22 protein-coding genes are annotated in these 24,566 nt (G+C 46.6%); 2 read left to right on the top strand and 20 right to left on the bottom strand.

Translation table 11 applies throughout. From position 1 onward, the window contains the following. Positions 1-373 precede the first annotated feature (373 nt). Positions 374-1,285 carry a hypothetical protein gene (locus tag ACP4IT_RS07565; protein WP_015474327.1) on the bottom strand — a complete coding sequence of 304 codons (912 nt, stop codon included), beginning with the start codon at positions 1,283-1,285 and terminating at the stop codon, positions 374-376. A 213-nt stretch (positions 1,286-1,498) separates the two neighbouring features. On the opposite strand from ACP4IT_RS07565, the gene ACP4IT_RS07560 reads away from it, so the two are divergent. Continuing rightward, entirely contained in the window at positions 1,499-2,689 is a 1,191-nt protein-coding gene (locus ACP4IT_RS07560; RefSeq protein WP_141268160.1) for an SAM-dependent methyltransferase, read from the top strand. A 149-nt stretch (positions 2,690-2,838) separates the two neighbouring features. Here the strand turns inward: ACP4IT_RS07560 and ACP4IT_RS07555 are convergent, their stop codons facing one another. The 4 genes from ACP4IT_RS07555 to ACP4IT_RS07540 form a co-directional block, all read right to left on the bottom strand. Continuing rightward, the gene (locus tag ACP4IT_RS07555) at positions 2,839-3,186 is read right to left on the bottom strand and encodes an AzlD domain-containing protein (RefSeq protein ID WP_011668725.1); all 348 of its coding nucleotides are present in this window, start codon (positions 3,184-3,186) and stop codon (positions 2,839-2,841) included. Between the two features lie 17 nt (positions 3,187-3,203). After that, complete coding sequence (locus tag ACP4IT_RS07550; protein WP_225350053.1) at positions 3,204-3,926, bottom strand: AzlC family ABC transporter permease; 723 nt, start codon at positions 3,924-3,926, stop codon at positions 3,204-3,206. Positions 3,927-4,195: 269 nt separating this feature from the next. After that, on the bottom strand, positions 4,196-4,693 hold the full coding sequence (locus ACP4IT_RS07545) for a GNAT family N-acetyltransferase (RefSeq protein WP_024855392.1): 498 nt from the start codon (positions 4,691-4,693) through the stop codon (positions 4,196-4,198). 81 nt (positions 4,694-4,774) lie between these two features. Further along, positions 4,775-6,109 carry a dihydrolipoyl dehydrogenase family protein gene (locus ACP4IT_RS07540; protein WP_015474332.1) on the bottom strand — a complete coding sequence of 445 codons (1,335 nt, stop codon included), beginning with the start codon at positions 6,107-6,109 and terminating at the stop codon, positions 4,775-4,777. A gap of 294 nt (positions 6,110-6,403) precedes the next feature. On the opposite strand from ACP4IT_RS07540, the gene ACP4IT_RS07535 reads away from it, so the two are divergent. Beyond that, positions 6,404-7,651: a DUF5776 domain-containing protein gene (locus tag ACP4IT_RS07535; protein ID WP_051053387.1), complete on the top strand. Its 1,248-nt coding sequence runs from the start codon at positions 6,404-6,406 to the stop codon at positions 7,649-7,651. Positions 7,652-7,720: 69 nt separating this feature from the next. Here ACP4IT_RS07535 and ACP4IT_RS07530 read toward each other — a convergent pair whose 3' ends face one another. From ACP4IT_RS07530 to rihC, 15 genes are all read right to left on the bottom strand, one after another. Next, positions 7,721-10,885 (bottom strand): YhgE/Pip domain-containing protein, encoded by a 3,165-nt coding sequence (locus ACP4IT_RS07530; protein WP_035465530.1) that lies wholly within the window; start codon positions 10,883-10,885, stop codon positions 7,721-7,723. A gap of 271 nt (positions 10,886-11,156) precedes the next feature. Beyond that, on the bottom strand, positions 11,157-12,476 hold the full coding sequence (locus tag ACP4IT_RS07525; RefSeq protein WP_172757535.1) for a D-alanyl-D-alanine carboxypeptidase family protein: 1,320 nt from the start codon (positions 12,474-12,476) through the stop codon (positions 11,157-11,159). Between the two features lie 45 nt (positions 12,477-12,521). Next, on the bottom strand, positions 12,522-13,688 hold the full coding sequence (locus ACP4IT_RS07520; RefSeq protein ID WP_011668732.1) for a sensor histidine kinase: 1,167 nt from the start codon (positions 13,686-13,688) through the stop codon (positions 12,522-12,524). Positions 13,689-13,764: 76 nt separating this feature from the next. Next, complete coding sequence (locus tag ACP4IT_RS07515) at positions 13,765-14,454, bottom strand: response regulator transcription factor (RefSeq protein WP_011668836.1); 690 nt, start codon at positions 14,452-14,454, stop codon at positions 13,765-13,767. A gap of 318 nt (positions 14,455-14,772) precedes the next feature. After that, positions 14,773-15,912 carry an IMP dehydrogenase gene (guaB, locus tag ACP4IT_RS07510; RefSeq protein ID WP_011668837.1) on the bottom strand — a complete coding sequence of 380 codons (1,140 nt, stop codon included), beginning with the start codon at positions 15,910-15,912 and terminating at the stop codon, positions 14,773-14,775. A 155-nt stretch (positions 15,913-16,067) separates the two neighbouring features. After that, complete coding sequence (locus tag ACP4IT_RS07505; RefSeq protein WP_065201718.1) at positions 16,068-16,655, bottom strand: hypothetical protein; 588 nt, start codon at positions 16,653-16,655, stop codon at positions 16,068-16,070. An 87-nt stretch (positions 16,656-16,742) separates the two neighbouring features. Continuing rightward, on the bottom strand, positions 16,743-17,474 hold the full coding sequence (locus ACP4IT_RS07500; protein ID WP_011668839.1) for a DUF1129 domain-containing protein: 732 nt from the start codon (positions 17,472-17,474) through the stop codon (positions 16,743-16,745). Between the two features lie 17 nt (positions 17,475-17,491). Beyond that, positions 17,492-18,592 (bottom strand): redox-regulated ATPase YchF, encoded by a 1,101-nt coding sequence (gene ychF, locus ACP4IT_RS07495; protein WP_011668840.1) that lies wholly within the window; start codon positions 18,590-18,592, stop codon positions 17,492-17,494. Positions 18,593-18,597: 5 nt separating this feature from the next. Beyond that, a complete protein-coding gene (locus tag ACP4IT_RS07490; RefSeq protein ID WP_011668841.1) occupies positions 18,598-18,801 on the bottom strand; it encodes a DUF951 domain-containing protein in 204 nt (67 codons plus the stop codon). 20 nt (positions 18,802-18,821) lie between these two features. Continuing rightward, a complete protein-coding gene (locus tag ACP4IT_RS07485; protein WP_011668842.1) occupies positions 18,822-19,706 on the bottom strand; it encodes a ParB/RepB/Spo0J family partition protein in 885 nt (294 codons plus the stop codon). Further along, entirely contained in the window at positions 19,696-20,463 is a 768-nt protein-coding gene (locus ACP4IT_RS07480; protein WP_011668843.1) for a ParA family protein, read from the bottom strand. The genes ACP4IT_RS07485 and ACP4IT_RS07480 overlap by 11 nt, the downstream gene beginning before the upstream one ends. Positions 20,464-20,477: 14 nt before the next feature. Beyond that, entirely contained in the window at positions 20,478-21,314 is an 837-nt protein-coding gene (noc, locus tag ACP4IT_RS07475) for a nucleoid occlusion protein (protein ID WP_426855437.1), read from the bottom strand. A gap of 19 nt (positions 21,315-21,333) precedes the next feature. Next, positions 21,334-22,062: a 16S rRNA (guanine(527)-N(7))-methyltransferase RsmG gene (gene rsmG / locus ACP4IT_RS07470; RefSeq protein ID WP_011668845.1), complete on the bottom strand. Its 729-nt coding sequence runs from the start codon at positions 22,060-22,062 to the stop codon at positions 21,334-21,336. 237 nt (positions 22,063-22,299) lie between these two features. After that, entirely contained in the window at positions 22,300-23,151 is an 852-nt protein-coding gene (locus tag ACP4IT_RS07465; protein ID WP_225364394.1) for a metallophosphoesterase family protein, read from the bottom strand. Positions 23,152-23,581: 430 nt separating this feature from the next. Continuing rightward, entirely contained in the window at positions 23,582-24,496 is a 915-nt protein-coding gene (rihC, locus tag ACP4IT_RS07460; RefSeq protein ID WP_011668848.1) for a ribonucleoside hydrolase RihC, read from the bottom strand. Positions 24,497-24,566 lie beyond the last annotated feature (70 nt).

Below are 24,566 nucleotides of genomic sequence, written 5' to 3'. Positions count from 1 at the left end.
TTTAGGTCGCCCCATCCCCCAAGATTGGCTCACCCGCTATTTCGAGGGCTGTGTCACCTAACCCCCTTTGTAGATTCTGATTCTACTTATATAGTAAAACGTCCTTACCAATTTCGCATGAATAATGACTTGCTTATTTTTCGTAACAATATTCAATTTTTTGAAAGAAAAAGGTTATAATACCGGGTTTAAGCACCCACAATTACCTAATACCATCAGTTATTTAGCTGATGTTTTTCTTTTACGATTAGTTTATTGACCTCCCTTACATGTTAACTTTTATAACTAACCCGTTAGAAAAGGTAAGGTTATTGGGTTGACTCACCTACTGACAAATAAAAAAGATTCGAGTATCACTCTCGAATCTTCCGGTTCATTGCAGATATTGTTTGGCGTATGCCGATAACGACATATCCTTCTTATTCGCCTGTTGTAAAGCAACCCGCACGTCTTGATCACTCATTGCGTCTGCTTGAACTCCTGCCGCATTAATGGTCTTCCGGGCACTAGCGATTTGATCCGCCGTGATGGTCTTGCCGTTCAGTTCCTTTTGCTTCTTTGTTACCGTATACTCGTTACTTCCCGAGTAATTCTTTGCCGCCGCCTGTTCTGATGACGTCAGTGATGCACTAGAACTACTCGTGGCAGTACTACTGCTCGTAGCGCTACTCTCACTTGAGGATGAGGCTGCGGCCGTACTACTTGCACTGCTAGCCAATGAAGCCGTTTGACCGGCATTATTGGCTTTACGTAAAGCCAACGCTTGACTGTACAAGTTCTTGTAGTAACGTTGCCGGAATTTACTATTGTTAAAGAGTTCATCCAAGGTCGTATTTGATTGCCCATAATTCAAAGCCTCATTTTGGCCCTGCGCCTGGCTTAATAACTTCTTGAATTGTTTAACGTTGCTTCGAATGGTCTTAACTTGTTTTAACCGATCCTGTGCCCGCTTGGTTAAGATTTGTGACCCATTCTTCGTGTCTCGAACGGTTTGATAATGCGTTTGCGCACTGGCAAAATGCAGATCATCTAAAGCGTCTTCCGCCGAAACGAATCGCTGCGTTTGCGTCAGGTACCGTTGAGCGGTCTTATCGTTCAACCGGCGCTTTAAAGCGTTCTGGAAGTAGCTTTCGGCTTGTGTATAATGTTTGCTTTGAATGGCAGTACGCCCGTTAGCCATTGCCGCTTGGTACTCTTTGGCTGTTGCGTGATGATTTGAATACGCGTAACCACCAATCAGCAGTGCCACAACGATTGTCGCCACGACCCATACCCATTTTTTCAAAATGAAGACCTCCGCTGGTAAATTATACCTTTATTATACCATGCCTAGTGATGGATTCCTGTGCTTTTGCTGGGAGAAATACCGACGTTTTAAACTTAAGCGGTTACATTGAGCGTTCCCCCTTACCTATTACCCGATGAAAGGCGTATAATGGCGTAGTAAATTTTGTTTTCTTGAAATCTTATTTAAGAAAAACCGGAAAGGACCCCTGACATGCTTGAAAAAACATTCTACAAAACGTTTCTGAGTCACACTTTCAACATTCCCGTCCGCGTTAACTACTGGGACGGCACCACCGATGTCTATGGGACTGGCACTCCTGACATCACCATTACTATTCACGAGGCCATTCCGGTCAAGAAAATATCTCGTAACGCCTCAATTGCGTTGGGAGAAGCCATCATGGATGGCACCATTGAAATTGACGGTAGTATCGAAGACCTCTTAACCGCGGCCTACGAAAATGCCGAGAGTTTCTTCCATAACAAGAAATTCATCAATGTCCTGCCTAAACAAAAGCACACTGAAAAGGAAAGTAAAGCCGATGTTCAGAACCACTACGACATCGGTAATAACTTCTACAAGCTCTGGTTAGACGATACCATGACTTATTCCTGTGCCTACTTTGAAACGCCAGAAGATGACCTCTACACGGCACAAATGAACAAAGTTCACCACATCATCAAGAAGCTCGACCCACAACCTGGCAAAACCTTACTGGACATTGGCTGTGGTTGGGGAACTTTGATGCTGACGGCAGCCAAGGATTATGGCCTGCACGTTACCGGGATTACCTTGAGTCAAGAACAATACGACTACGTCAACGCCCGCATCAAAGAAGATGGGTTAGAAGACGTAGCCGAAGTTCGGCTAGAAGACTACCGGGAACTGGGTAAAGAACAATGGGACTACATCACCTCTGTCGGTATGTTCGAACACGTTGGTCAAGAAAATCTGGGCCAATACTTCAACTGCGTTCAGAAGTACCTGAAGGATGACGGTGTTGCTTTGATCCATGGGATTACCCGGCAACAAGGCGGTGCCAATAATGGTTGGCTAAACAAATGGATCTTCCCTGGTGGCTATGTGCCCGGTTTAGTGGAAAACACCACCCATATCATTGAGAACGGTTTGCAGATCGATGATATGGAACCGCTGCGCCGCCACTACCAGAAGACGGTCGAAATCTGGGATAAGAATTTCAACGAACACCGCGCCGAAGTGACTGAGATGTTTGACGAACGCTTCGTTCGGATGTGGGATCTTTATTTACAGGCTTGCGCTGCTTCCTTCAAGTCTGGTAATATTGACGTGATTCAGTATTTGATTTCAAAGGGCCCTTCAGCCCGGATGTTACCAATGACACGGGCATATATGTATGACGATACCCATGTTCATGCTTAGGTAATCAACTCAATACGTGTGGGCCACCGCGGATGGCCTCACAGAAAAACCGCTACCTATCGGATTGATCACCGATGGATAGCGATTTTTTCTAGTGGGATTAAAAAAGGCCGTTTCACAACGGCCTAACTTCATTTACTTAATTAAATTCACGCAACAACCAGTGACAGCAGAAAAACCGCGATCAATCCCACAATGACTGAGATCGCCATTGAACGGGTTCGGTAGGCAATCACCACTACAATCACCGCCGCCAACATTTCCGCGATATGACCGAATACCAATTGGTAAGTGGCACTATCAATAAAGATATCTTTGACCACTAGCGCCGTAAATAGTGATACCGGCACGTATTTCATCCATTCATTGAACCATTCCGGAATTGCGCGTTTGGTAAACAGCATTAGGGGTAAAAATCGTGGAATAAAAGCCACGAAGAAGCCCAGGATGATTAACCAAAAATGTTGCATACTGGTCCACGTATTAACTGTACTCATATAGCGTCTCCTGTGTCCTATTCATTCGAATTTTCAACTGCTGACTTTTTCGCCCCCGGGCTTCGAAGTTTCCACAGCCAATGGCTATCCGGTAACTTTTTACGTAACGTTGACTCAAGCAAAAAGCCAATCAACGAAGCAATCAGTGTTGAAATAACCAATCCTAGGGTACTCTTGGTGGCCATCATGCAGACTGCCGCCAGCACACCCGAAATCAAACAGATCACAATCGTCAAGCGATTCTTGATCTGCATCACAATCATGTATAAGAATAACGCCGTCAATGCGAAATTAACGATGCTGAGGTCAATCTTTAACGCGCTACCGATCAAACTACCGATAACATTGCTGACCGCCCAGAACAGCAAGGAATAGTGTTCCACCATTAAGGCTTCCTTACCGGTCCATTTCTTATCCGTTGCGAACTTTAAGTAGTTGATCGCATAGTTTTCATCATTTAGCGAAATGGCGAAAATAAATAAAAAGCGATTCGACTGACCCTTTAAGTACGGTGATAAACTCGAACTCAATAATGCATACCGTAATTCCAAAAAGAACAACATCAAGACAATTGAAAGTAGTGGGGAATTAATGGTTAACATCGTGGCAATCAGGAATTGAGCCCCACCAGAAAAAATCAAAAGTGAGACGAGTCCCGTCAATAAGGTATTGAACCCTGCCGCGTGTAGCAAAATCCCACAAGCCAGCCCAATCGGAATGTAACTCAAGTTAAGGGGCATGGCTACCCGCAGTGTCGACCGCCATAACGGTTCATCCGGGTCAGGCACTTGCTTGGGGTTTGGCCGTCGTTTATTCAAGAATGTTTGCCTCCGTTGAATACTCTGAGATATGAAGCAAGTTAACAGGTTTATCCGTTAGCGATAAAACCACACGATGATATTTTAACATGTTTCATGCCATTTTCATACAACAGATGCGATATTTAGCAAAGGAAAACCGCGATTTTATCTGTTTTAATTAAAGGCTTGTGAAAATGTACAGCGGATTTTCATGACAGATGCTTGCCGTAAACTTCCAAATCCGCGACGAATCCCTGCATATCAGCGATTGCCGGAAGATGCCCCCAATGGTCATAGCCTAATTTTTCAAAGAGATGCCGACTGGCTTGGTTGTGTCCAAAAATTCGGGAAATAATCGTAGTCACCTTCAGTGCTGGTGCCTGTGACTCAACCCAGTTGAGTGCTTGCGTTCCCAAATGCTGTCCTTGGGCATCAGCCGATAAGTAGATGGCAATTTCGGCCGTTTGCGCATAAGCTTGCCGGTCGCTGTAGGGTTCTAACCCGACGTACCCCACAATGCCTGCCGTGGTTTCAATCACCCACAATGGAAAATGGTCCGGTGAAAACTCCTGAAACCATGGTTGACGCTGAGCCACGGTTAATGGTGTTAAATCTGCCGTACTCCCCTTAGTCGCAATTGCTTGGTTATAAATGGCGACGACTTGGGCCTCATCGGCAGCTGTGATCAATCGAAATATTGCTGGCATAGCCATTCCCTCTTTCTGATAATGCCCTTCATTATACGCAAAAAAGGGACCGTGACCAAGGTCACAATCCCGATTGTCTGTCTATAATTGGCCCCACGCTGAGGCACCGATTGTTGGGAAGAGGTGTACTAACCGACCAATTTCAGCCGGACCATACTGAAACTCAATGGCCGGCAACAACGTATTAATCACGTCCGCTGCTTGTTCACTCACTTCAGTCGCACCAATCAAATGATGTTCGGCATCAAAAATCAAGGCATTGTCACCCTGACTTTCTTTACCCACCTGTCGGTACCAATCGTCTGGCACATGGTTGGTCTCAACCGTAGCGCCGTCCTTTTGGGCTTGAGCAACACTCACCCCGACCTGCGCCAAGCGTGGCGAAGTGAAGACCACCGTTGGAATCGCCGGATAGTCGATGGGCTCGGTCGTCTCGCCCGCGAAAGTCTGACTGAGATACATCGATTCAAAAATGGCAGTTGGTGTTAATTTTGGTTGTTCCTTGTCAATCACGTCTCCGGAAGCATAAATATTAGGGACGCTGGTTTGTAGATGGTCATTTACGGTAATCCCATGATCGGTGTAGGCGACCCCCACATCTTCTAGGCCGAGGTTTTGGGTGTTCGGGTCCCGGCCAGTGGCGTCCAAAACCCAATCGGTCACCAGTGTCCCCTGCGTGTCCGTGACGACCTGTAGCGCGTTATCAGCCTGCTTTAACGCCGTGACTTGCGTTTCTCTCAGAATCTGGACTCCCCGGTCAGTTAAATCACTGAGCACCGTTTCAACGAATGGCTGGTGGAATTGACGTAAGGCTTGTTGCCCCCGCAATAAGATGGTCACGTCACTACCAGCCGCATTGGCGATAGTGGCTAGTTCTAAGGCGATGTACCCGCCACCAATCACGGTCATCCGGGCCGGTAGGCTGGTCAAATTCAAGAAATCTTCACTATCGTGGGCTAATTCACTACCCGGAATGGCCAACCGGTGAGAATGTAAGCCCGTCGCTAACACAATTTTATCAGCCGTATAGGTCTGATCTCCCACTTGAACACTGTGAGCCGCGGTTAGCTTACCATAACCCGTGATCACCTCAACGCCGTTGTCCTTTAAGAGACCACCAATAAAGTTCGGCAAACCGTCAATAACTTCATGTTTGTGCGCCATATTGGCCGGCCAGTTAATCGTGGTATTGCCGGTAATAACGGGATTTAGAGCCGCCAATTGTCGTTGTAAGGCAACGGGCGCATCTAAGGTAATCTTGGCGTTACATCCCCGATTGGGGCAGGTTCCGCCGATAAGGCCACCTTCAACCACCGCAACCTTAACCCCTTTGGCCGCTAATGGAATTGCACCGTCAAACGTTCCATGGCCACTTCCGAGATACAAGACATCGTAATCGTAATTTTCCACTGACATTCAGATTCCTCCTTGACTTGGTTCGCAAAAAAAGGTTGTGTGCAACTATTTTTAGTCTAGTAAACTTGCCACCAAAATGCAACCAATTCCCCTTTCATTCACCAATTTGTCAGGTAAACTTCCGTAAATACTCGATCGAGACCTTCTTTTCGGAATAGTATTAACCTATAATGATTGTATTATGTCATGTGCTAATGCATGCATTAAAGAATGTAATAGTTAATGGATAAAGTTAGTATAAGTTTCGCGATCTATGCTAGAGCTAAGTCAAACTTCAAAGGAATGAATGCCTACATGCGTAGAAAATATTTTAATACTGTCTTACTGCTTAGCACGACTTTGCTGACTGGTTTAGCATTAAGCTACCCCCTTACCAGCCACGCAGATACCAGCACACCAACGACTAGTGCCGCTACAACTACTACCAGCAGCGATTCTTCCAGTTCAACAACTACCAGTGATGGAACTACTTACGGCGTTGATAGTGGTGACATTGCTTGGATCAAATATCCATCAAGTTCGTTTATAGTAACTAGTTTTGACTCCGGGACTTATGACTACTATGACGCTGACGGTAACAAAATCGCTACCAAAGACTCACCATTCAGCGGTCTCTTACGCGAACTTAGAATCAATTTGGCCCAAAAAGAAGCCTACTTCATGGAATCCGCTGCGAACGTTTACTTCAAAATACCCGACGTGAAGAATTTTAAGGCACTATACACCACTCCGTATGCAACCAAGTCCCTCACAATTAATTTTGTAGACGACAATAATAAATCTATTGACACTGGCATGTTCCTTAGCGTTCCTGACGATAATGATGGCGTGCAGACAACCAATTATGCTCAAACTATCGAAGCGGCACTGCTTGAGGCCACACCAACTGTTAAGGGCTACACTTTCAATAAAGCCACACTGACAACTGATACGGAAGGCAACCCAACCATTACATATCGTTTTGATGCAGATAGTGCTACTGATTCTAGTAGCTCAGAGTCTAGTAGTCCCGCATCCAGCAATGTAAATTCTGCCACCAGTTCTTCCACTACTAGTACCACCGATAGCATCAGCGATTCAACAGCTACTAAAGTATCTGTAAGCAAAATCTCAGTCTACGCTACTCGTAAGATCGGTTTATACAAAACCGTTAACTTCACTAAAAATAATCGTATTCGTTGGTACCAAAAACAACCGCGTACAAAACGGCCTACATTCACTGTCATCGGCTACGCGCGAACAAAAGCGGGCACTCTTCGCTACAAAGTGAAAACCACTTCCGGACAGACAGGCTACATTACGGCCAACACCAACTATGTTGTTAATACGTATTATCAAACGAATCCCAAAAAGATTATGGTTATCAGTGACAAAGGAATCAACGCTTACCGCAAAGTTAATCTCACCAGCAAGGTGCGGCACTATCGCAAAGGAATCGTTCTTAAAATTAAGGCTATTAAGCAACACGGCATCACTACTCGCCTGATTTTAACCAATGGAACTTACATTACTGCCAATAAAACATTGGTCTTGAAGAAATAGCTACTTATACAATTAAAAATCCCGTCTCACCACATAGAATTGTGATGAGACGGGATTTATTTTAACTGTTTATGAATGGGAATTAGACTCTGGGTCCTCTACCGCTTGCAATTTTTGGTTATCATCAAGTTGTGATAAGCCCATCAAATGTTTCTTCTGCAGCCAGATCATCGTTGGCCAAAGTAAGGCTAAACCAATGACCGTGAAGAGCAGTAGCATCCAGAAGGCCTGCCCAACCATGCCACTCATCCCAGAAGTAATGGCTTGCCGGAATCCGAGGATTGAGTAAGTCATTGGTAGGAATGGGTGAACCACGTTATAGAAGTGGTTGGTGACTTCCATTGGGAAGGTCCCACCGGAACCACCGAGTTGGAGCATCAAGAGAACCATGGCAATGAATCGACCAGGGTTATCCAGTAGCATCGACAGGAACATGACAATGAACATCGACGCCTCGGCAAACATGACCGATACCAGGAACATGGATCCTGGATGATCGACACTCAAACCACCCAACATCATTAAGGCTGGTTCAATCAACCCCATAGCTAAGGCTTCAAATGCCCCAATCGAGACTTTACTCAAGTACCAGCCGGTAGCAGAACCGCCCGCCATGGAAACCTTCCGAATTGGGAAGGCAAAGTTGAAGACCAACGCCCCCACATAAAGGGCCACAGACAACACGTATGGTGCTAAGGCATGCCCGTAGTTTGGTACGTAGCTATAGCTTTCGTGCTTCAAATTAGTTGGCGCAGCAAACATATCAGCTGTCTTGCTGGTCAATGGTTGCGCATTAATTTCATCTGCACCACTCTTCAAGGACTTGGCAAGCTTGCCGTTACCCTTTTGGAGCTTGTTGGCACCAGCCATAAGTTTGGCACTGCTGTCATCAAGTTGCTGTGAACCATTAGCCAACTGGTTAACCCCACTTGTTAAGGTTGGAACCTTACTATTCAAAGTAGTTAACCCAGAACTGAGTTGTGCTGCCCCCTGATTCAGTTGATTTGAAGAACTCATCAACTTGTTACCAGCAGCGGTTAACTTCGGTGTGTTGGCGTTTAGCTTGGCGCCAGCAGCGGTTAACTTTGGTGTATTAGCATTTAGCTGACTAACACCAGATGCAGCTGCTTGAATGCCAGAATTCAAAGTTGATACTCCGGTAGCTAATGACTTTGAACCACTCTTTAAACTTGATCCATTCTTAGCCAACTTTGCAGTTCCATTAACAATTTGTGTAACGCCATTTGTCAACGTTGGAACTTGACTGTTTAACTTAGACAAGCCCGTATTCAGAACTTTAGATCCCTCAAAGGCCTTATCAACACCAGAAGTATAATCATTAACTCCCGTACTGAGTTGAGTTGCACCTTTACTCAGGTCATTAGCGCCTTGAATTAGCCTTTGTAATTGGGTTGTATCTGATGCCATAGCACCTAAGCTGGTCAGCTTTTTCGATAGGTCATTTAAGTTAATACTGCTTGATGCACTCGTTAATTGAGACAGTTCTGAAACAGTTGTGGCATCTAATCCAGTTTGATTCATCGCTGTCATTACATTAGTCATAGCGGTCTGAAAAGCAGCTGTCGCCGCCGCTACAGTTTTCTGAGCCTCGACTAAAGAACTAGCATCCGCCTTAACATTAGCATTAGGAGACGTACTTGTAGTTTCGGAATTTGCTGTGTTAATATTCCCAGTTTGGCTCTGCACTTCCGCCAGTTCACTCTTTAATGTCTTGGTCAACGTTGCAACCTTTGAACTATCACCTGCGGCTGCGGCAATTTTATCAGCCGTTGCTTGAGCCGCAGCAGTAGCGTTCTTTGCGTCTGCTACCGCTGACTTCGCAGTGCCATTAGTTGTCGTTGAACTAGTCGTCGTTCCAGATGAAGCATCAGATGTTAACTTAGAAGCTACGGACTTTTCTGTTGACATGGCCTGATTTAACTGAGCCTCAGCCGCAATTAAATTCTTTAAGGCCGGTGATAAGCTAGTACTCAGTGCTGTTAATTGCGCATTATTCTGAATAGCCTGTAAATTAGAAATAAGTGCTTGGGCTTGCTGTAAATCAGATACAGTGTTGCCACCCATCAAGCTGTTCAATTGTGATTGTAACTCTTGAACACCAGCACTTACCTGACTAGCACCATTAGCAACGCCACTGGCGCCGCTATTAAGCGTACCAGAGTTTCCACTCAATGTAGCCAAACCTGAATTAAGTGTTGAACTACCGTTAGCTAATTGTGTTACACCACTAGCCAGTGCAGTCGCACCACTGCCCAAGGATTTCACACCTGAGTTCAACGTGTAGACACCGTCTACATACTTATAAGTCCCATCTTTTAATGAGTTGGCACCACTGGCTAATTCACTAGTTCCAGCAGTTAACTTAGGCATCCCAGCGCTTAACTGACTAACACCATTTGTATAAGCGTTAACACCATTAACGTATTGACCAACACCACTCGTATAGGCATCCACCCCAGTAGCATATTGGTCAACTCCTGCGGTGTATTTCACTAAACCACTCTGAAGCGAAGCTGATCCCGTTGCTAGCTTCTGAATACCAGTAGCCAGTGGCTGTACTTGCGTCTTCATCTGCTGCAATCCATTATTCAGTTTATGAACCCCAGTCGTGTAGGTGTTCAAGCCATCGGTTAAGGTGACCGTCCCGTCTTTCAACTGAGCCGAACCCTTAGCGGCCTTGTTCATCCCTTTACCAACCGCATAAATCTGTTTAAACGTGGCTTGGGCGTATGCCTTCGTCACCTTGGCGCGGATTTCACTGTTCAGCTTGTCTGAACCCACTTCACTCATTACTTGGGCGATGTAGTTAGCTGAACCATTGGTTTTGTAGGAAAATGTCATCTTCTTCGGATGCGTATCCAGCGCTGTGGCCGCATTGGCAGAGAAGTTCTTCGGGATTGTAATCACCGTATAGTACTTATGGTGCTTCAACCCATCAGCCGCCGTTTTAGCAGAAACAAAGCGCCAGCCCAACTGATGATTTTTCTTTAAATTGGTGACCGTTTGATCCCCAACGTTTAGTTTTTGCCCCTGATACGTCACGGCCTGATCTTGGTTAACCACCGCGACCGGCAACTTACCAGTCTCTCCGTACGGGTCCCACACCGATTTCAGAAAGAAGATACAATAGAGGAACGGAATAAACATAATGGCTAATACGGAGATTAAGATCAACCGATTATGCCGAATGTAATTCCATTCGCCTTTAATCATATTCACAAATGCCAACTCCCTTTATCCTCAAAATAATCTTAAAAATTGCGTGTTCTGGCTAATAATAAAAGTATCTTCGCACATTAATGCTTGACTTGTCAAAAAAACAACAGGCCCTCAACCATGTTCAATACGCTGCTAACTTGCCTAGTAGCAACGTTTAAGCTGTTCACAATCCTTGAAATTATTTTTATAGTCAGCACTTGATTTTCGTTGGACAATTAAAAAGCCACCAACCTCAAGGGCTGATGACCAGTTAACGCTTTTCAAATTAGAATAACGCCACGATTGCGCGCCAAGCACGCACAAAGATGTTCGCTTTTTCAACAGACTGGGTAACCTTCAGTGGTACCTTCGTCGTCTTCGTATTGCCTAAGAACCCTAGTTGATCACCCTTCAAAGAAATATTTGCCGTTCCGATTTGGGTGTTCTTCGCAACGGGTGCTTCCAACGCCTGTTTAGTGGTCAACTTCGACTTTAATTGGGTCGTCGCGTGAACGTTGCTGGCCACTTGGTCATCACGAATCCACAGCTTGATCCCACTGGCCAAAGCCGTCTTAGCGGTTAACTGCTTGGCATCATGGGTTTTCACCGTCTTACTACCAGTAATTTGGCTCCCAGCCTTATAAGTCACCGTCTTAAAATTATTGTAAACGTAAGACATCATCTTTTGCGTTTGCTTGAAACGAGCTGGGTCAGTATCCGACTTGTGAGCGGCATGCAACACGACCGTGATAATCCGGTTGCCATTATTGTTAGCCGTCCCCGTGAAGTTGGCACCGGCGGCGTCTGACGTCCCGGTCTTTAGCCCATCAACATGTAACTTGCTGTAAGAAGCTGATAGCCCCTTTAACATCCAGTTCCAGTTTTCCATCTTAGTCGCATCTGACGTCCCTTTTTCAAACCACATCTTTTTGATGCTGGTGGTCTTTAGAACTTCGGGGTACTTGTTCACCAAAGCCACCGCCAACTTAGCTTGATCGGCTGCTGACCATTCGTTTTCAGTTGAGCCTTTAACGTTACTGTAACCCAATTTACCTACTTGCTTATTAGTCAGCCCACAAGCGTTATAAATCTTGGCATTCGTCATGCCTAACGTCTTAGCTTCTGCTCTCATCTTCGTCACAAACGCGTGTGGCGATCCCGCAACGGCTGTCCCTAACGCCTCAATCGCACCGTTAGCTGAATAAATCAATGACGCCTGATACAGCGACTTAACGGTATAACTGTGACCGGCACGCAAAGGAACATTGGACAGGTTCGTATTTTGGGCCACTTTGGCCGTCGCCTTATTGACCGTAATCTTTTGATCCCATTTTAATTTACCATCATGAATCGCATCCAAAACCAGGTAAACCGATAACAGCTTCGTCATCGATGCCACTGGTAGTGACTGATCACTATTTTTATCGTACAGGATCTGCCCCGTCTTAGCATCAACGGCAATTCCGGCTTTCGCCTGCAAGTTCACCGTTGTACTGTTACTGCTAGCCGCGTGGGCCGTTACCGTCGCCCCTAACGTACTGAAGCCCCCGGTAACCAACGTCATCGCTGTGACCAAGCCCACCATTAGTTGTTTCAAACGTTTCATGTTAAAACTCCTCTGTCTTATGTAATCAGCGGTTCCCCGCTGGATTTAATTGGTTGTTTTTAAGCGTTGTGGAATGGCTAGTGGTTGGTCATGTTTAACCGGCAAATGAATCACAAAACTCGTTAAATCATCATCCGATTCTACATAAATATAGCCGCCATGGAGTGCAACGATACTCTGCGCAATCGCCAACCCCAGCCCAGTTCCACCGGTTTCCTTAGAACGAGATTCTTCAACTCGATAGAATCGTTCAAAAATCATCGATAAAGACTCTTTAGGAATTTTAGGCCCATCGTTCGTGACCCGGACTTCCAGTTCATTGTCATTAATTTGTTTGGCAATCAGGTTAATTTGCTTGCCCCCATCACCGTACTTCAAGGCATTAGCCACTAGATTATTGAAAATCCGGACTAACTTTTCAGGGTCAGCTTCCATCATCAACACACTGGGCGTACTGCTAGCCCCAATCGTCATCCCCTTTTTTTGAGCCTCTAATTCAAAACTAGCTGCTAGCTGTTCCAGCATCGCTGCCAGATCAATATTGGTTAGACTCAACGGCGTATCAGTCTGCCGCACCTTCGTGTATTCAAAGAGGTCTTCCACCAATGATTTCATTTGCTTAGATTTCAAAAAGGCTGTGTGCGTGTATTTTAAGAGATCCGCTTGTGAATGATACTGCTTATCCTCAATCAGCCCTAAGTAGCCAATAATTGAGGTTAACGGCGTCCGGATATCATGACTCACGTTCGTGATTAATTCGTCCTTCGACTTCTCAATCGCCCGTTCTTCATCCATCGAGTGAATAACTGAATCTACCAGTGCGTTCACCGAATCCACTACCCGTTGCACGTCGCCAGTCACCCGAAACGGCACCCGGTGGTCAAAATGGCCACTGGCAATATAATGCAATTCATCAATGATGTGGTGTAATTGCATTTGCCGGTAGCGCCGAATCAACCGCCACCAAACGACCAGGATGTCAGCTAGTCCTAAGAAGCTAATGAAAACATTCTCCCAGCTCCAGAGTTGGAAATGATTGGGACCGAACACAACTGAACGTTTGATAATAAAGATTCCGTCCCGCAAACCGGGATTACTCTCGATGGCTTGGCTGATCATTACCAACAAAGCCAAATTGATCATCAGCAAGAGAATCACCGTCACGACGCCTTCCATAAATAGGGCACTCTTTTCGCGCGTGGTTAACTTCATATGTGGGCCCCCTGCCATTTATTCAATTGCGCTTGCTGTCGTTTGACCATGTTGACTCCTATCTACCCCTCGTTGCTTAATGTGATTCGATCTTGTAACCCACGCCCCAAACGGTCTGAATAACCTTTTCGCCGTTCGTGGCCTCTTCAATCTTATCCCGTAAATGACTCACGTGAACCATGACAGTCTTCGCCGACACAATACTTTCTTGCCGCCAAACCCGTTCGAAAATCTCATCAGCGGAAAAGACCCGGTTGGGGTGACTCGCCAACAAGTACAAAATCCCAAATTCTAAGGCCGTCAGCGAAATCGTCAGCCCCGCAATTGTCTTAACCTCATGCGAGTCCTTGTTAATTGTGAGCGTCCCAATATCCAAAATGTCTGGACTATCATCCGTTACTTGATCTTGGCTTCGCCGTAACAACGACTTCACCCGCGCCATCACTTCAAGTGGATTAAATGGCTTGGTTACGTAGTCATCAGCCCCCGTGATTAACCCTTGAATCTTATCCATATCCCCGGTCTTCGCCGACAGAATTAAAATTGGAATCTGTGAGTCTTTACGAACTTCCTTCACCACTTCAATCCCACTCATTTCAGGCATCATAATGTCTAAAATCATCAGTGCAATATCAGGCGTCGTGTGTAACTTGGTTAGGGCTTCTTTCCCATTGTAAGCCGTAATGGGTTCGTACCCTTCGTTTTTAATGTAAATTTCCAACAATTGGGCAATTTCTTTATCATCATCAACAACTAAAATTTTCATAAGTGCTAGTCTCCTTTACCAGCTAGGCAACTTCACTAGCGGTCTTTCCCGGTAGGTTTAAATCTAGTTTAACAAATCAACGCTGGTCTGCGGTCGGAAAACCCGAACCTTTAGGTGGCTGTAAGCCACTTTACCATTCCTTAATTTTACACTATTTAACGGGAACACGCCAAGTCATATCTCATCGTTCATGTTGAGCCATGACCCCCCCATCAACAATCACAAATAAAAAGCCGCCCACTGTAACTTTGCGAGTTACGGGACGGCAGAACTGTTGGATACTAATTTTTGGTCAAGTCTAAACCGGCTCCAACAACTTTATTTGTAATTAGGTGCAGCCTTGGTAATTTGCACATCATGCGGGTGAGATTCAATCAACCCGGCATTTGAAATCCGCACAAACTGCGCGTTATCAATCAAGTCTTGAATCGTGGCACTCCCCGTATAACCCATTCCGGAACGCAAGCCACCGACCATTTGGAAGATAATGTCATTGACGCTTCCCTTGTATTCGACGCGGGCTTCGATTCCTTCCGGTACCAACTTGTTGGCTTCGTTAACGCCGCCTTGGAAGTATCGGTCGGCTGAACCATGAGACATGGAAGCCAAACTCCCCATGCCACGGTACGTCTTGTACTTCTTGCCGCCGTCTTCGATGATGTCGCCAGGGGCTTCGTCTGTTCCGGAGAACATTGACCCAAACATCACGGCGTTACCACCAGCAGCTAACGCCTTAACGATATCGCCAGAATACTTCATCCCACCATCGGCAATAATCGGCTTGCCAAATTCACGAGCCACCTGGGCAGCGTCATAGATTGCTGTTAATTGCGGCACACCGACACCGGCAACTACCCGCGTGGTACAGATGGAACCAGGACCGATACCCACTTTCACAACATCAACACCGGCTTCAAACAGGGCCCGTGTTCCTTCGCCCGTGGCCACGTTGCCCGCAATCAATGTAGCATCTGGAAGCTGGTGACGAATCTCAGCAACTTTACGCAATACCCCGGCGGAATGGCCATGGGCGGTATCAATAATAATCGCATCCGCACCGGCATTTAATAAAGCACTGGCCCGATCAAAGGTGTCCGATGTCACGCCGACAGCTGCCGCCACCAACAAGTGGTTGTTGGCATCAACCGCTGCGTTAGGATACTGGCTGGCATCGTTTTCGATAGCTTTCACAGCAGCTACCATCTTCGCCTGATCATCAGCACTCATGTTCTTGTGAATGACCCCGAGGCCCCCGTTACGGGCCATTGTCGTGGCCATCTTCGTCTCCGTGACGGTATCCATGGAGGCACTTAAAAATGGAACGTTCAACTTTAAGTTAGGTGCTAATTGGGTACTCAGATCGACTTCATTCGGCAAAACGTGACTTTCGGCAGGTATTAGTAAAACATCATCAAAAGTGAATCCTTCTTTAGCAAACTTCGTGTCCCAATTAGACATAGTTGATCTCGCTCCTCTTAGTTAGTCTCAGGCTCGGTTAGGAATCCTGGGAGATATTGTTTCTTAATTTACCAGTCTAAACTGCGATGGTCAAGGTTTCTCATCGAACTATTAGTGTTTAAGTTACCTAGGCCTATAAATCGTCAAGTGGACTTTTAATCATCCTTAGCGCCAAACACCGCTTGACGAACCTTGGGAAACTGGTGAGATAACCATAACGTATATCCCAAACTCGTGAAGCCAGTCAATGCCCATAAAATCCAACTGGTATGGGCGCCAGACGTGACAAATCGGTAAGGTGTTAATAGGTCAGCCAGCACTTCTTCCCAGACCACTTCCCAAATCTTATGAGTTGTTATGGTCTCATGGAGGTACGTGGCCTCAATAATCACTTGTGCGATAATCACGAGCACCCACCCCCGTAAATAACCGTGTCCGCCCTGGCTCGTCACGCGTTTGCGATAGATGGGCACCTCATGTCCCGTCGCATCTTGAAAATAAGACACGGGACGATGTTCCTCACGAATCTGCGTGGCTTTCGCCTGATAGTGACTCACCCATGCAGCAAAGAGCACCAGTAACACCAATATGCCGCCATTTAACGGTGTCCACACAAAGGCCTTCATAAACATATAACACGTAAACAAGGGGACCAATAAGAACGTCAACCGATGAACCGGACTATACTCAAACTGGTCTTGAATAAAGTAAATCATAATGGCAACCACTAATACGACTGTCATCGACACACCCCTTTTCTCAATAAAGAAAAACGAGCGGGCGCCCTAAGCACCACGCTCGCTCACTGGTATTCCACCAGTATCGTTTAATTAACCAAAGAAGCCGCCCCGGATCTTGTAGGTCCGGCGAATCCACATCATCGCGGCAATTGATAGCACGCCCAAGATAATGCTTGGCCATGGCATCAGCACTGGGTTGATGACGTTTGGCAACATCTGGGCTAGATAGAACAGCGCCATCCAGACCACGAAGCCCAGTAATACGAACACGGTGCGAATCCAACCGTTGTATTTGTGCTTAACTTTAGGATCAAATAGCCGTGGCATGATTGGCAAGATAAATCCAGCTACCAAAGCACTCACCGTAATGGCGGTAATCCCCACTGGTTGACTAGTCGTCATCAGCTTCGGACTGAAGAGATACATTAACCCAAACATCAGGTTGAAAATCATGAAGAACGTCAAGGCGTTATAGATCATGTTCGGCCAATAATTGGGGCCGCCAAAGACCACACCGGTTCCTTGAACTTTCGGGCCTTCAACGACAAATTGAACGCGATCCGCAACATCCCCATAAAGGTTCTTGGCGGTCTTCCCGCTCTTTTGACCTTCAACCAATTCATCGACCATCTCTTGGACGGCCTTGGCTTTCTTTTCTGGCGTCAACTTCGTCTTCTCTAATGCCTTGTTAAAGCGATACATGTAATCGGCGTTCCGCTTGGTCAGTCCAACATTATCGAAAGCTGCCCGCTCGTTAACCGCTACTGTATTGCGACTTTGGTGGACGCCCGCATTCCGTGGCGTCTGCTTGTTATCACTCATTACTCTTGAATTCCCTTCTAAACGTTGAATCGGAATTCGACGATATCGCCGTCTTCCATCACGTAGTCTTTCCCTTCAACTCGGAGTTTACCGGCTTCCTTCACCGCTGCTTCGGATTCAAATTGATCCAAATCCGCAAAGGCCATGACTTCGGCACGAATGAAGCCTCGTTCGAAGTCGGAGTGAATAATACCAGCCGCTTGAGGGGCCTTAGTCCCCGTTTTAAACGTCCACGCCCGTGTTTCCTTACCACCAGCCGTGAAGAACGTTTGTAAGCCTAAGAGATGATATGACGCCCGAATTAGCCGGTTCAAGCCGGGTTCTTCGACGCCTTCAGCTTCCAAGAAGTCTTGCTTCTCGTCATCATCTAACTGTGCAATTTCTTCTTCAGCTTCAGCGGCCACAGCAATGGCCTCGGCGCCTTCCTTAGCCGCATAGTCCTTGATTAACCCAAAGTACTTAGAGTCTTCGGGATCAGCCATGTCGTCTTCGGCAATGTTAGCCACGTACAAGACTGGCTTGGATGTCAGTAAGAACAAGCCCTTGACGATCTTCATTTCTTCTTCGTCAAAGTCAATTGTCCGCACGGCACCGCCGGCTTCGAGAACCGGCTTAATCTTTTGCAAAACGGCCAATTCAGCCTTAGCTTCCTTGTCGCTCCCCTTAGCAGCCCGTTCAACCTTAGCCAACCGTTTGTTAACGGCTTCTAAGTCAGACAAACCAAGTTCCAAATTAATGGTTTCAATATCATCGATGGGATCAATTTTACCGGAGACGTGGGTAATGTTGTCGTCATCAAAGGCCCGGACAACGTGAACGATGGCGTCCACTTGGCGAATGTTTTCCAAGAACTGGTTACCCAGTCCTTCACCCTTGCTGGCCCCCTTGACGATCCCGGCAATATCCGTAAATTCAAAGGTGGTTGGCACAACTTTTTTCGCTGGGATCAGTTCTTGAATCCGATCCAACCGGTTATCAGGCACTTCGACCATGCCCACATTTGGATCGATCGTGGCGAATGGGTAGTTGGCCATTTCGGCGCCGGCCTTCGTGATGGCGTTAAATAACGTGGACTTACCGACGTTAGGCAGCCCAACGATTCCTGCAGTTAATGACATAACAATTATTCACTCTTTCCATTATTGGCGTCGGCCTTAACCAGCACCTTTTTCAATTTTTTCTCAAATTCACGGCGTGACAGCATAACGACATGGCCGCAGTTGGTACACTTAATCTTAATATCCGCGCCCATTCGGGTAATCTCCCAGCGGTTGGTACCACATGGGTGGGGCTTCTTCATTTCAACCAAATCACCTAAATCGTACATATGCTTTCCTCCAATGTCCGTTAATCTAAGTGGATATCCAATAGGTCCAAAATCCGATTCAAATCATCGTTGGATAAATATTCAATCTCAATGCGACCTTGTTGGTCTTTACCTTGGCTCTCGTTGATAGAGACTTGCGTGCCAAAGCGTTCTTGCAATTGGTTTTCCGTTGACCGCAAGAATGGCGACTTTTTCTTCGCCGGTTTCTTGGCCAATTTCTTCGCGGCACCGTTTAATTTGCTAACCTCAGCTTCTAAGGCGCGCACCGTCATACCTTGCTCAACGGCACGTTTAGCCAAAGCCACCAGCTTCGTCTTATCTTTCAAGGATAGCAATGTTCGGGCTTGTCCCATAGATAACTCGTTGTGCTGCAACATATCCTTAACCGCCTTAGGCAGCCCCAGTAACCGCAAGTAATTAGCGATGTAGGGACGACTCTTACCCAGTCGTTCAGAGACTTGGGCTTGGGTCAACGTCAGCTTGGTCATTAAGGTATCATAGGCCTCGGCTTCTTCCAATGGGGTCAAATCTTCCCGCTGGAGGTTTTCCAAGACGGCGATTTCCATCATTTGTTCTTCCGTAACGTCACGAACAATGCCCGGAATCGTGGTCTTGCCAGCTAATTTAGATGCCCGGAAACGCCGTTCACCAGCTAAAATTTCGTAGCGTTCTAGCGTCTTATCCGGTTGCCGAACGATGATTGGCTGGAAAACACCGGTTTTTTCAATGGAAGCTGCCAAATCATTCAGCCCCTTTTGATCGAACTTCTGCCGGGGTTGGTATGGATTGGGCCGAATATCGGCCAAGGTCAAATCCACTACATTTTCTTCGGCGGTATCCACCCCATTTTCAGCAAACAGGGCGTCAATCCCCCGTCCTAAACTTTTCTCTTTCTTATTTGCCATGGGCAGCTAGCACTTCCTTTGCGAGTTCAGAGTAAACTTCAGCACCTTTAGATTTTGGCGCATAGTCAATGATCGGCATCCCATGACTCGGCGCCTCCGCTAACTGAACGTTACGCGGAATGATCGTCGCATAGACCTTGTTTTGGAAATACTTCTTAACCTCTTCGTTAACTTGCTTCCCCAAATTAGTCCGGGCATCGTACAGCGTTAGCAAGACCCCTTCAATCTTCAAGTTACGATTGAAGTGCTTTTGGACCAACTTGACCGTGTTCAACAACTGGGTCAGTCCTTCCAAAGCGTAGTACTCACTTTGCACGGGAATTAAAATGGAATCTGCTGCGGTAAACGCGTTGATCGTCAGCAGGCCCAACGATGGTGGGCAATCGATTAATATGTAATCGTATTGATCCCGCACCTCATCGAGAGCTGCTTTCAAGCGCGTCTCCCGTGCCATCATTGGCGTCAATTCGATTTCCGCACCGGAGAGTTGGATAGTGGCTGGCACGATATCCAAATCAGGATGTTCCGTTTGCAAAATGGCCTCTTTAATCGGCGTTTCGTTGACTAAAACATCATAGATTTCCCGTTCGATCGTTGCTTTTTGAATCCCCACACCGCTAGTCGCGTTTCCTTGCGCATCCGTATCAACTAGCAAGACCCGCTTGCCCGCGGAGGCCAAAGCTGCCCCTAAATTTACGCCGGTCGTGGTTTTACCCACGCCGCCCTTTTGATTGGCCAATGCAATGATATAGCCCATATGTCGTTCCACCTCTAACTTTCTTTGGGAATGTCAATGATAATGCGGTAACCGTCCGCCGTCTCTTCTTCTTTGGTTGTTAGCGTCATGCCCGCGTCCGTCACCATCTTCACCGACTGACGAATCGTGTTGACGGCCACCCGCGTGTCACCAGACACACTGTGCTTCGTCACTTTACGCCGCCGTTTCGGTTGCTGGTGACCTTTGGCAATTAACGCTTCGGTTTCTTTAACCGTTAAGTGATCCGTTACGATCGTCTGCAACATGGCCTCTTGTTGGTCTGTCGAGAGTGCCAGCAAGGCGCGACCGTGCCGTTCTGAAATGTCCCGGTTCAAGATCGCCGTTCGGACTGGTTCCGCTAGCTTCAACAACCGCAACTTATTAGCCACAAAGCCTTGGCTCTTGCCAATACCCTGGGCCAGTTGGGCTTGGGTCAGCTGGTTTAACGTCATCAATTGTTGGTAAGCGTGCGCTTCTTCAATGGCCGTAAGTTCCTCACGTTGGAGGTTTTCAATCAGGGCCATGGAAGCCGTCTCGTCATCGTTCATTTTTTCAACGATTGCCGGAACGGTTTCCCATTTCAGGCTAGAAACTGCTCGAAACCGACGTTCACCAGCGATGATTTCGTAATGATCCGGCTCATATTCACGTAACACAATGGGTTGTAACAACCCGTGTTCCTGAATGGTTTGGGCCAGCTCCGTAATCGCCGTTGCGTCAAACCGTTGCCGGGGTTGGAATCGGTTAGGAATGATCTGGGCGATTGGAATCATCACCACAGTCTGTTTCACAGGATGTGCTGGTTGTCGTGCCGCCTTATCCCGATTATTTCCAAATAATGAAAATGGCAATTATCTTACCCCCATCCCATTAATCTTCTAATGGTTCTTTATTTGGTGTACCCGCCTTACGTGGATACCGCTTTGGCGTTGTCTTAACCTTATCAATCACGACGATATGCCGCGGATCATTTGAAACAGGCAGGTTAAAGGCCTCATCGGCTTGCAACTTGCCACCTAATGTCGTGATGGCCTTTTGGCTAACCGCCAATTCATTTTCTGTCTGTGCGGCCTTCAAAGCGACAAATTGGCCCCCGACCTTAACTAGGGGAAGACACAGCTCACTCAACACTGACATCCGCGCCACGGCCCGCGCCGTCACTAAGTCAAAGCCTTCACGGTTAGCAGCACGCTTGCCACCAAATTCTTCAGCTCGCGCATGATGAAATGCCACTCCCGTCAAGTTAAGCTTTGCCGCCAGTTCATTTAAGAACGTAATCCGCTTGTTCAGGGAATCCACAATGGTTACCTGTAATTGGGGAAAGACGATCTTCAAGGGTAATGACGGAAAGCCGGCACCGGCACCAACGTCGCAGAGCGTTAAAGGCTCTGTTCGTAATGCAGAGACGTAAAAAGCGGGGGTCAACGAGTCGTAAAAATGTTTCAAATAGACGTCTGGCTCCGCAGTGATCGTGGTTAAATTAACGTGCTCATTCGTGGCCACCAAAAATTGGTAGTAATCCGCGAATTGTTGTTCCTGTGTTGCGGTTAAATCGATGCCTTGCGCAGCGAGCGCGGCCCGAAATTCTTCTGGATTCATGCAATATCTCCCAGTTCGTTTCTGTGAAACACAATTGTTTCACGTTTGAGTATACTTTACCTTACTTACCGGCGAAACGCAACTGAACGCTCGCACTAACGTTTCCTATTATACCGAAAATTAGGGCCACATGAAACGCCTATTCCAATAACAACTACGCAAAAATAGCGATACCCGTTGGTTGACGGGGCATCGCCTATACTGAATTCTTTTTAGATTGGTCGCCAATCCCGTTACCTAAGGCAGTGGTCGGCGAACTGGTATAGCGCGGGGGCGATGTTTAACAAAGCCAGTGCGGTTGACGGGAATCGTCTGAATGACTGTCTGCCCGAGGGCCAGCGGATGGGTAATGACACTGGCAATCCCGCGCTGAATAGTAATCACATTGTAAGTGGTTCCTGTATACACATCGTGCTGGTACGGATCTTGACAATTGATATAGGTTGCTGCCGATCCAGTTACGGTAACCGGAACAACGCTATCCACTACGTAATTGGCATCAAAATGCAGGTGCCCGGTAAAGATTCCCCCAATATTATGTCCATGTAGAATCGCCAACAATTCCCGGTTGTTCTGCAACAAGGTGTAACGCATATCGCGTAGAGCCGGCGCATCTAGTGGATGGTGCAGGAAAATGAAGGCCCGTCGCCGCGGGGCTAAATGCAAATTCTTATTTAACCAGTCCAACTGTGGTCGATCCAGCCACCCAGCCGATTTATTTAATTCCCACTTAGAATCTAAGAAATAAAAATCCATGTTCTGATGCACTTGTTTATCGGCATAATACGGCTGATGTGCGACTGCTAAATATCCCCGATTAAAGGCTTCCCGATCATCACGATCACCTAGCATCACTTGAATCGCCACTTGTAATCGGCGTTCTTGTTGTTGTAAATACTGGTGTAATTGCCGATACCCCTGCTGGTCACCACCAATCAGTAAGTCACCACTAAGTACGATTAAGTCGGCCGCTACTTGATGATCTTCAAGATCGTCAAAAATCCGCTGTAACGGCTGTGTCGCCAATCGCTGATTATCATCCATCGTCAAATCAATGTCCGATATGTGAACAATTGTAAATCGATTCATCCCCCATGCCCCCATCACTCGAGACCCCTCACCGGAAGCGCCCCCGGCAATAGTTCTCGACTATTACTAAGTTAGGTTCTAGCATAGCGGATTCATGTAAATTATTGATGTTATCTCTGTCAACATCTTGTAAATTTTTTACAATTTTTCGCATAAAAGTGGGCGGTATACTGCCCCCTTGATGGCTACCCATGCCGCTTAGGTGGCCGCCCCACCCAAATCATTGGTAACCAGACCACAACTAACAACATTAAGGTTTCCCAATCTGCTACTGACATGTGATCATCTTCTTCCCCTATTTATCCTCATCATAGCAGGGGAATGTATCGTTTTCGTATAGAATCACCCTTAGTTATGTAAAATTTTCGCAGATTTACTCATACAAAAAGACCAGCAACATCGCCGTTGCTGGCCTTTTTGTTCAATCTATTTAGTTCTTAATTGCGCGAACTTCTTCAAGGAACCACTTGTTGAAAGCTACCGCGTCAATATCTGTTGAAACCTTGGCATTGGTTTTACCATTGTGGTAAGCGCCACGGATATCACCGACCGTTTCCCCAATTGCTGGGCCGTCAGTGACAACGTCAATCCACATATCTTCCGTCTTGATGGCTTCTGGGTGCAACAAGTAGAAGATCGTGTTCACATCATGCATCGCAATGCCATCGTCACTGTTATCACCATCATTGACGATAATATCGTGAAGCATCTTACCCGTTTCACTAATCTTTGGTAATTCTTCGATGCTTTCGTGAGTCAAGAGCGCCTTCATCGTAATGTCCAAACCAACCATCACAATTGGCACACCAGACTTGTACACAATAGCAGCGGCATCTGGATCAGTGAAGACGTTAAATTCAGCGGCACTGGTCATGTTCCCTTTGCCCAAGGCACCACCCATGGCAACGATTCGGTCAATATGACTCTTTACTTCTGGATATTCTGAGAAGAGCAAGGCAATGTTGGTGTATGAACCCGTTGGGACCAACGTTACTGGGTCAGAGCTTGCCATGATTTCATCATGGAGAGCTTCAACAGCCGTCTTGTTCAAAGGCCGTGGTAAGTCCGTTGGAAATTCATAACCTGGCATTCCAGAGGCCCCATGAATCCGAGCAGCATCTTCAAAGTCTTTGAAAAGGGGTTGTTCAGCACCAGCTGCCACGGGAATGTCGGCATTGAAGAACCGAACGATCTTTTGGGCATTGATGGTCGTCTTATCAACCGTCACGTTTCCCGCCACCGTGGTGATTAACTTCAGGTCTAACTTAGGATCGTTGATCGCCATCGTCAAAGCAGCTGCGTCATCAATCCCAGGATCAGTATCCATAATAATTTTAATTGTCATTGTAATTTCCTCCCAAATAATTTTGAATTAACGTGCGGTAAAACCGCTTACGTTTTTACCCAGCGAAAAG

The sequence above is a fragment of the Levilactobacillus sp. LN180102 genome (assembly GCF_050106635.1).
Taxonomy (GTDB): Bacteria; Bacillota; Bacilli; order Lactobacillales; family Lactobacillaceae; genus Levilactobacillus; species Levilactobacillus brevis.
This window is presented reverse-complemented; position numbering and strand designations above follow the sequence as displayed.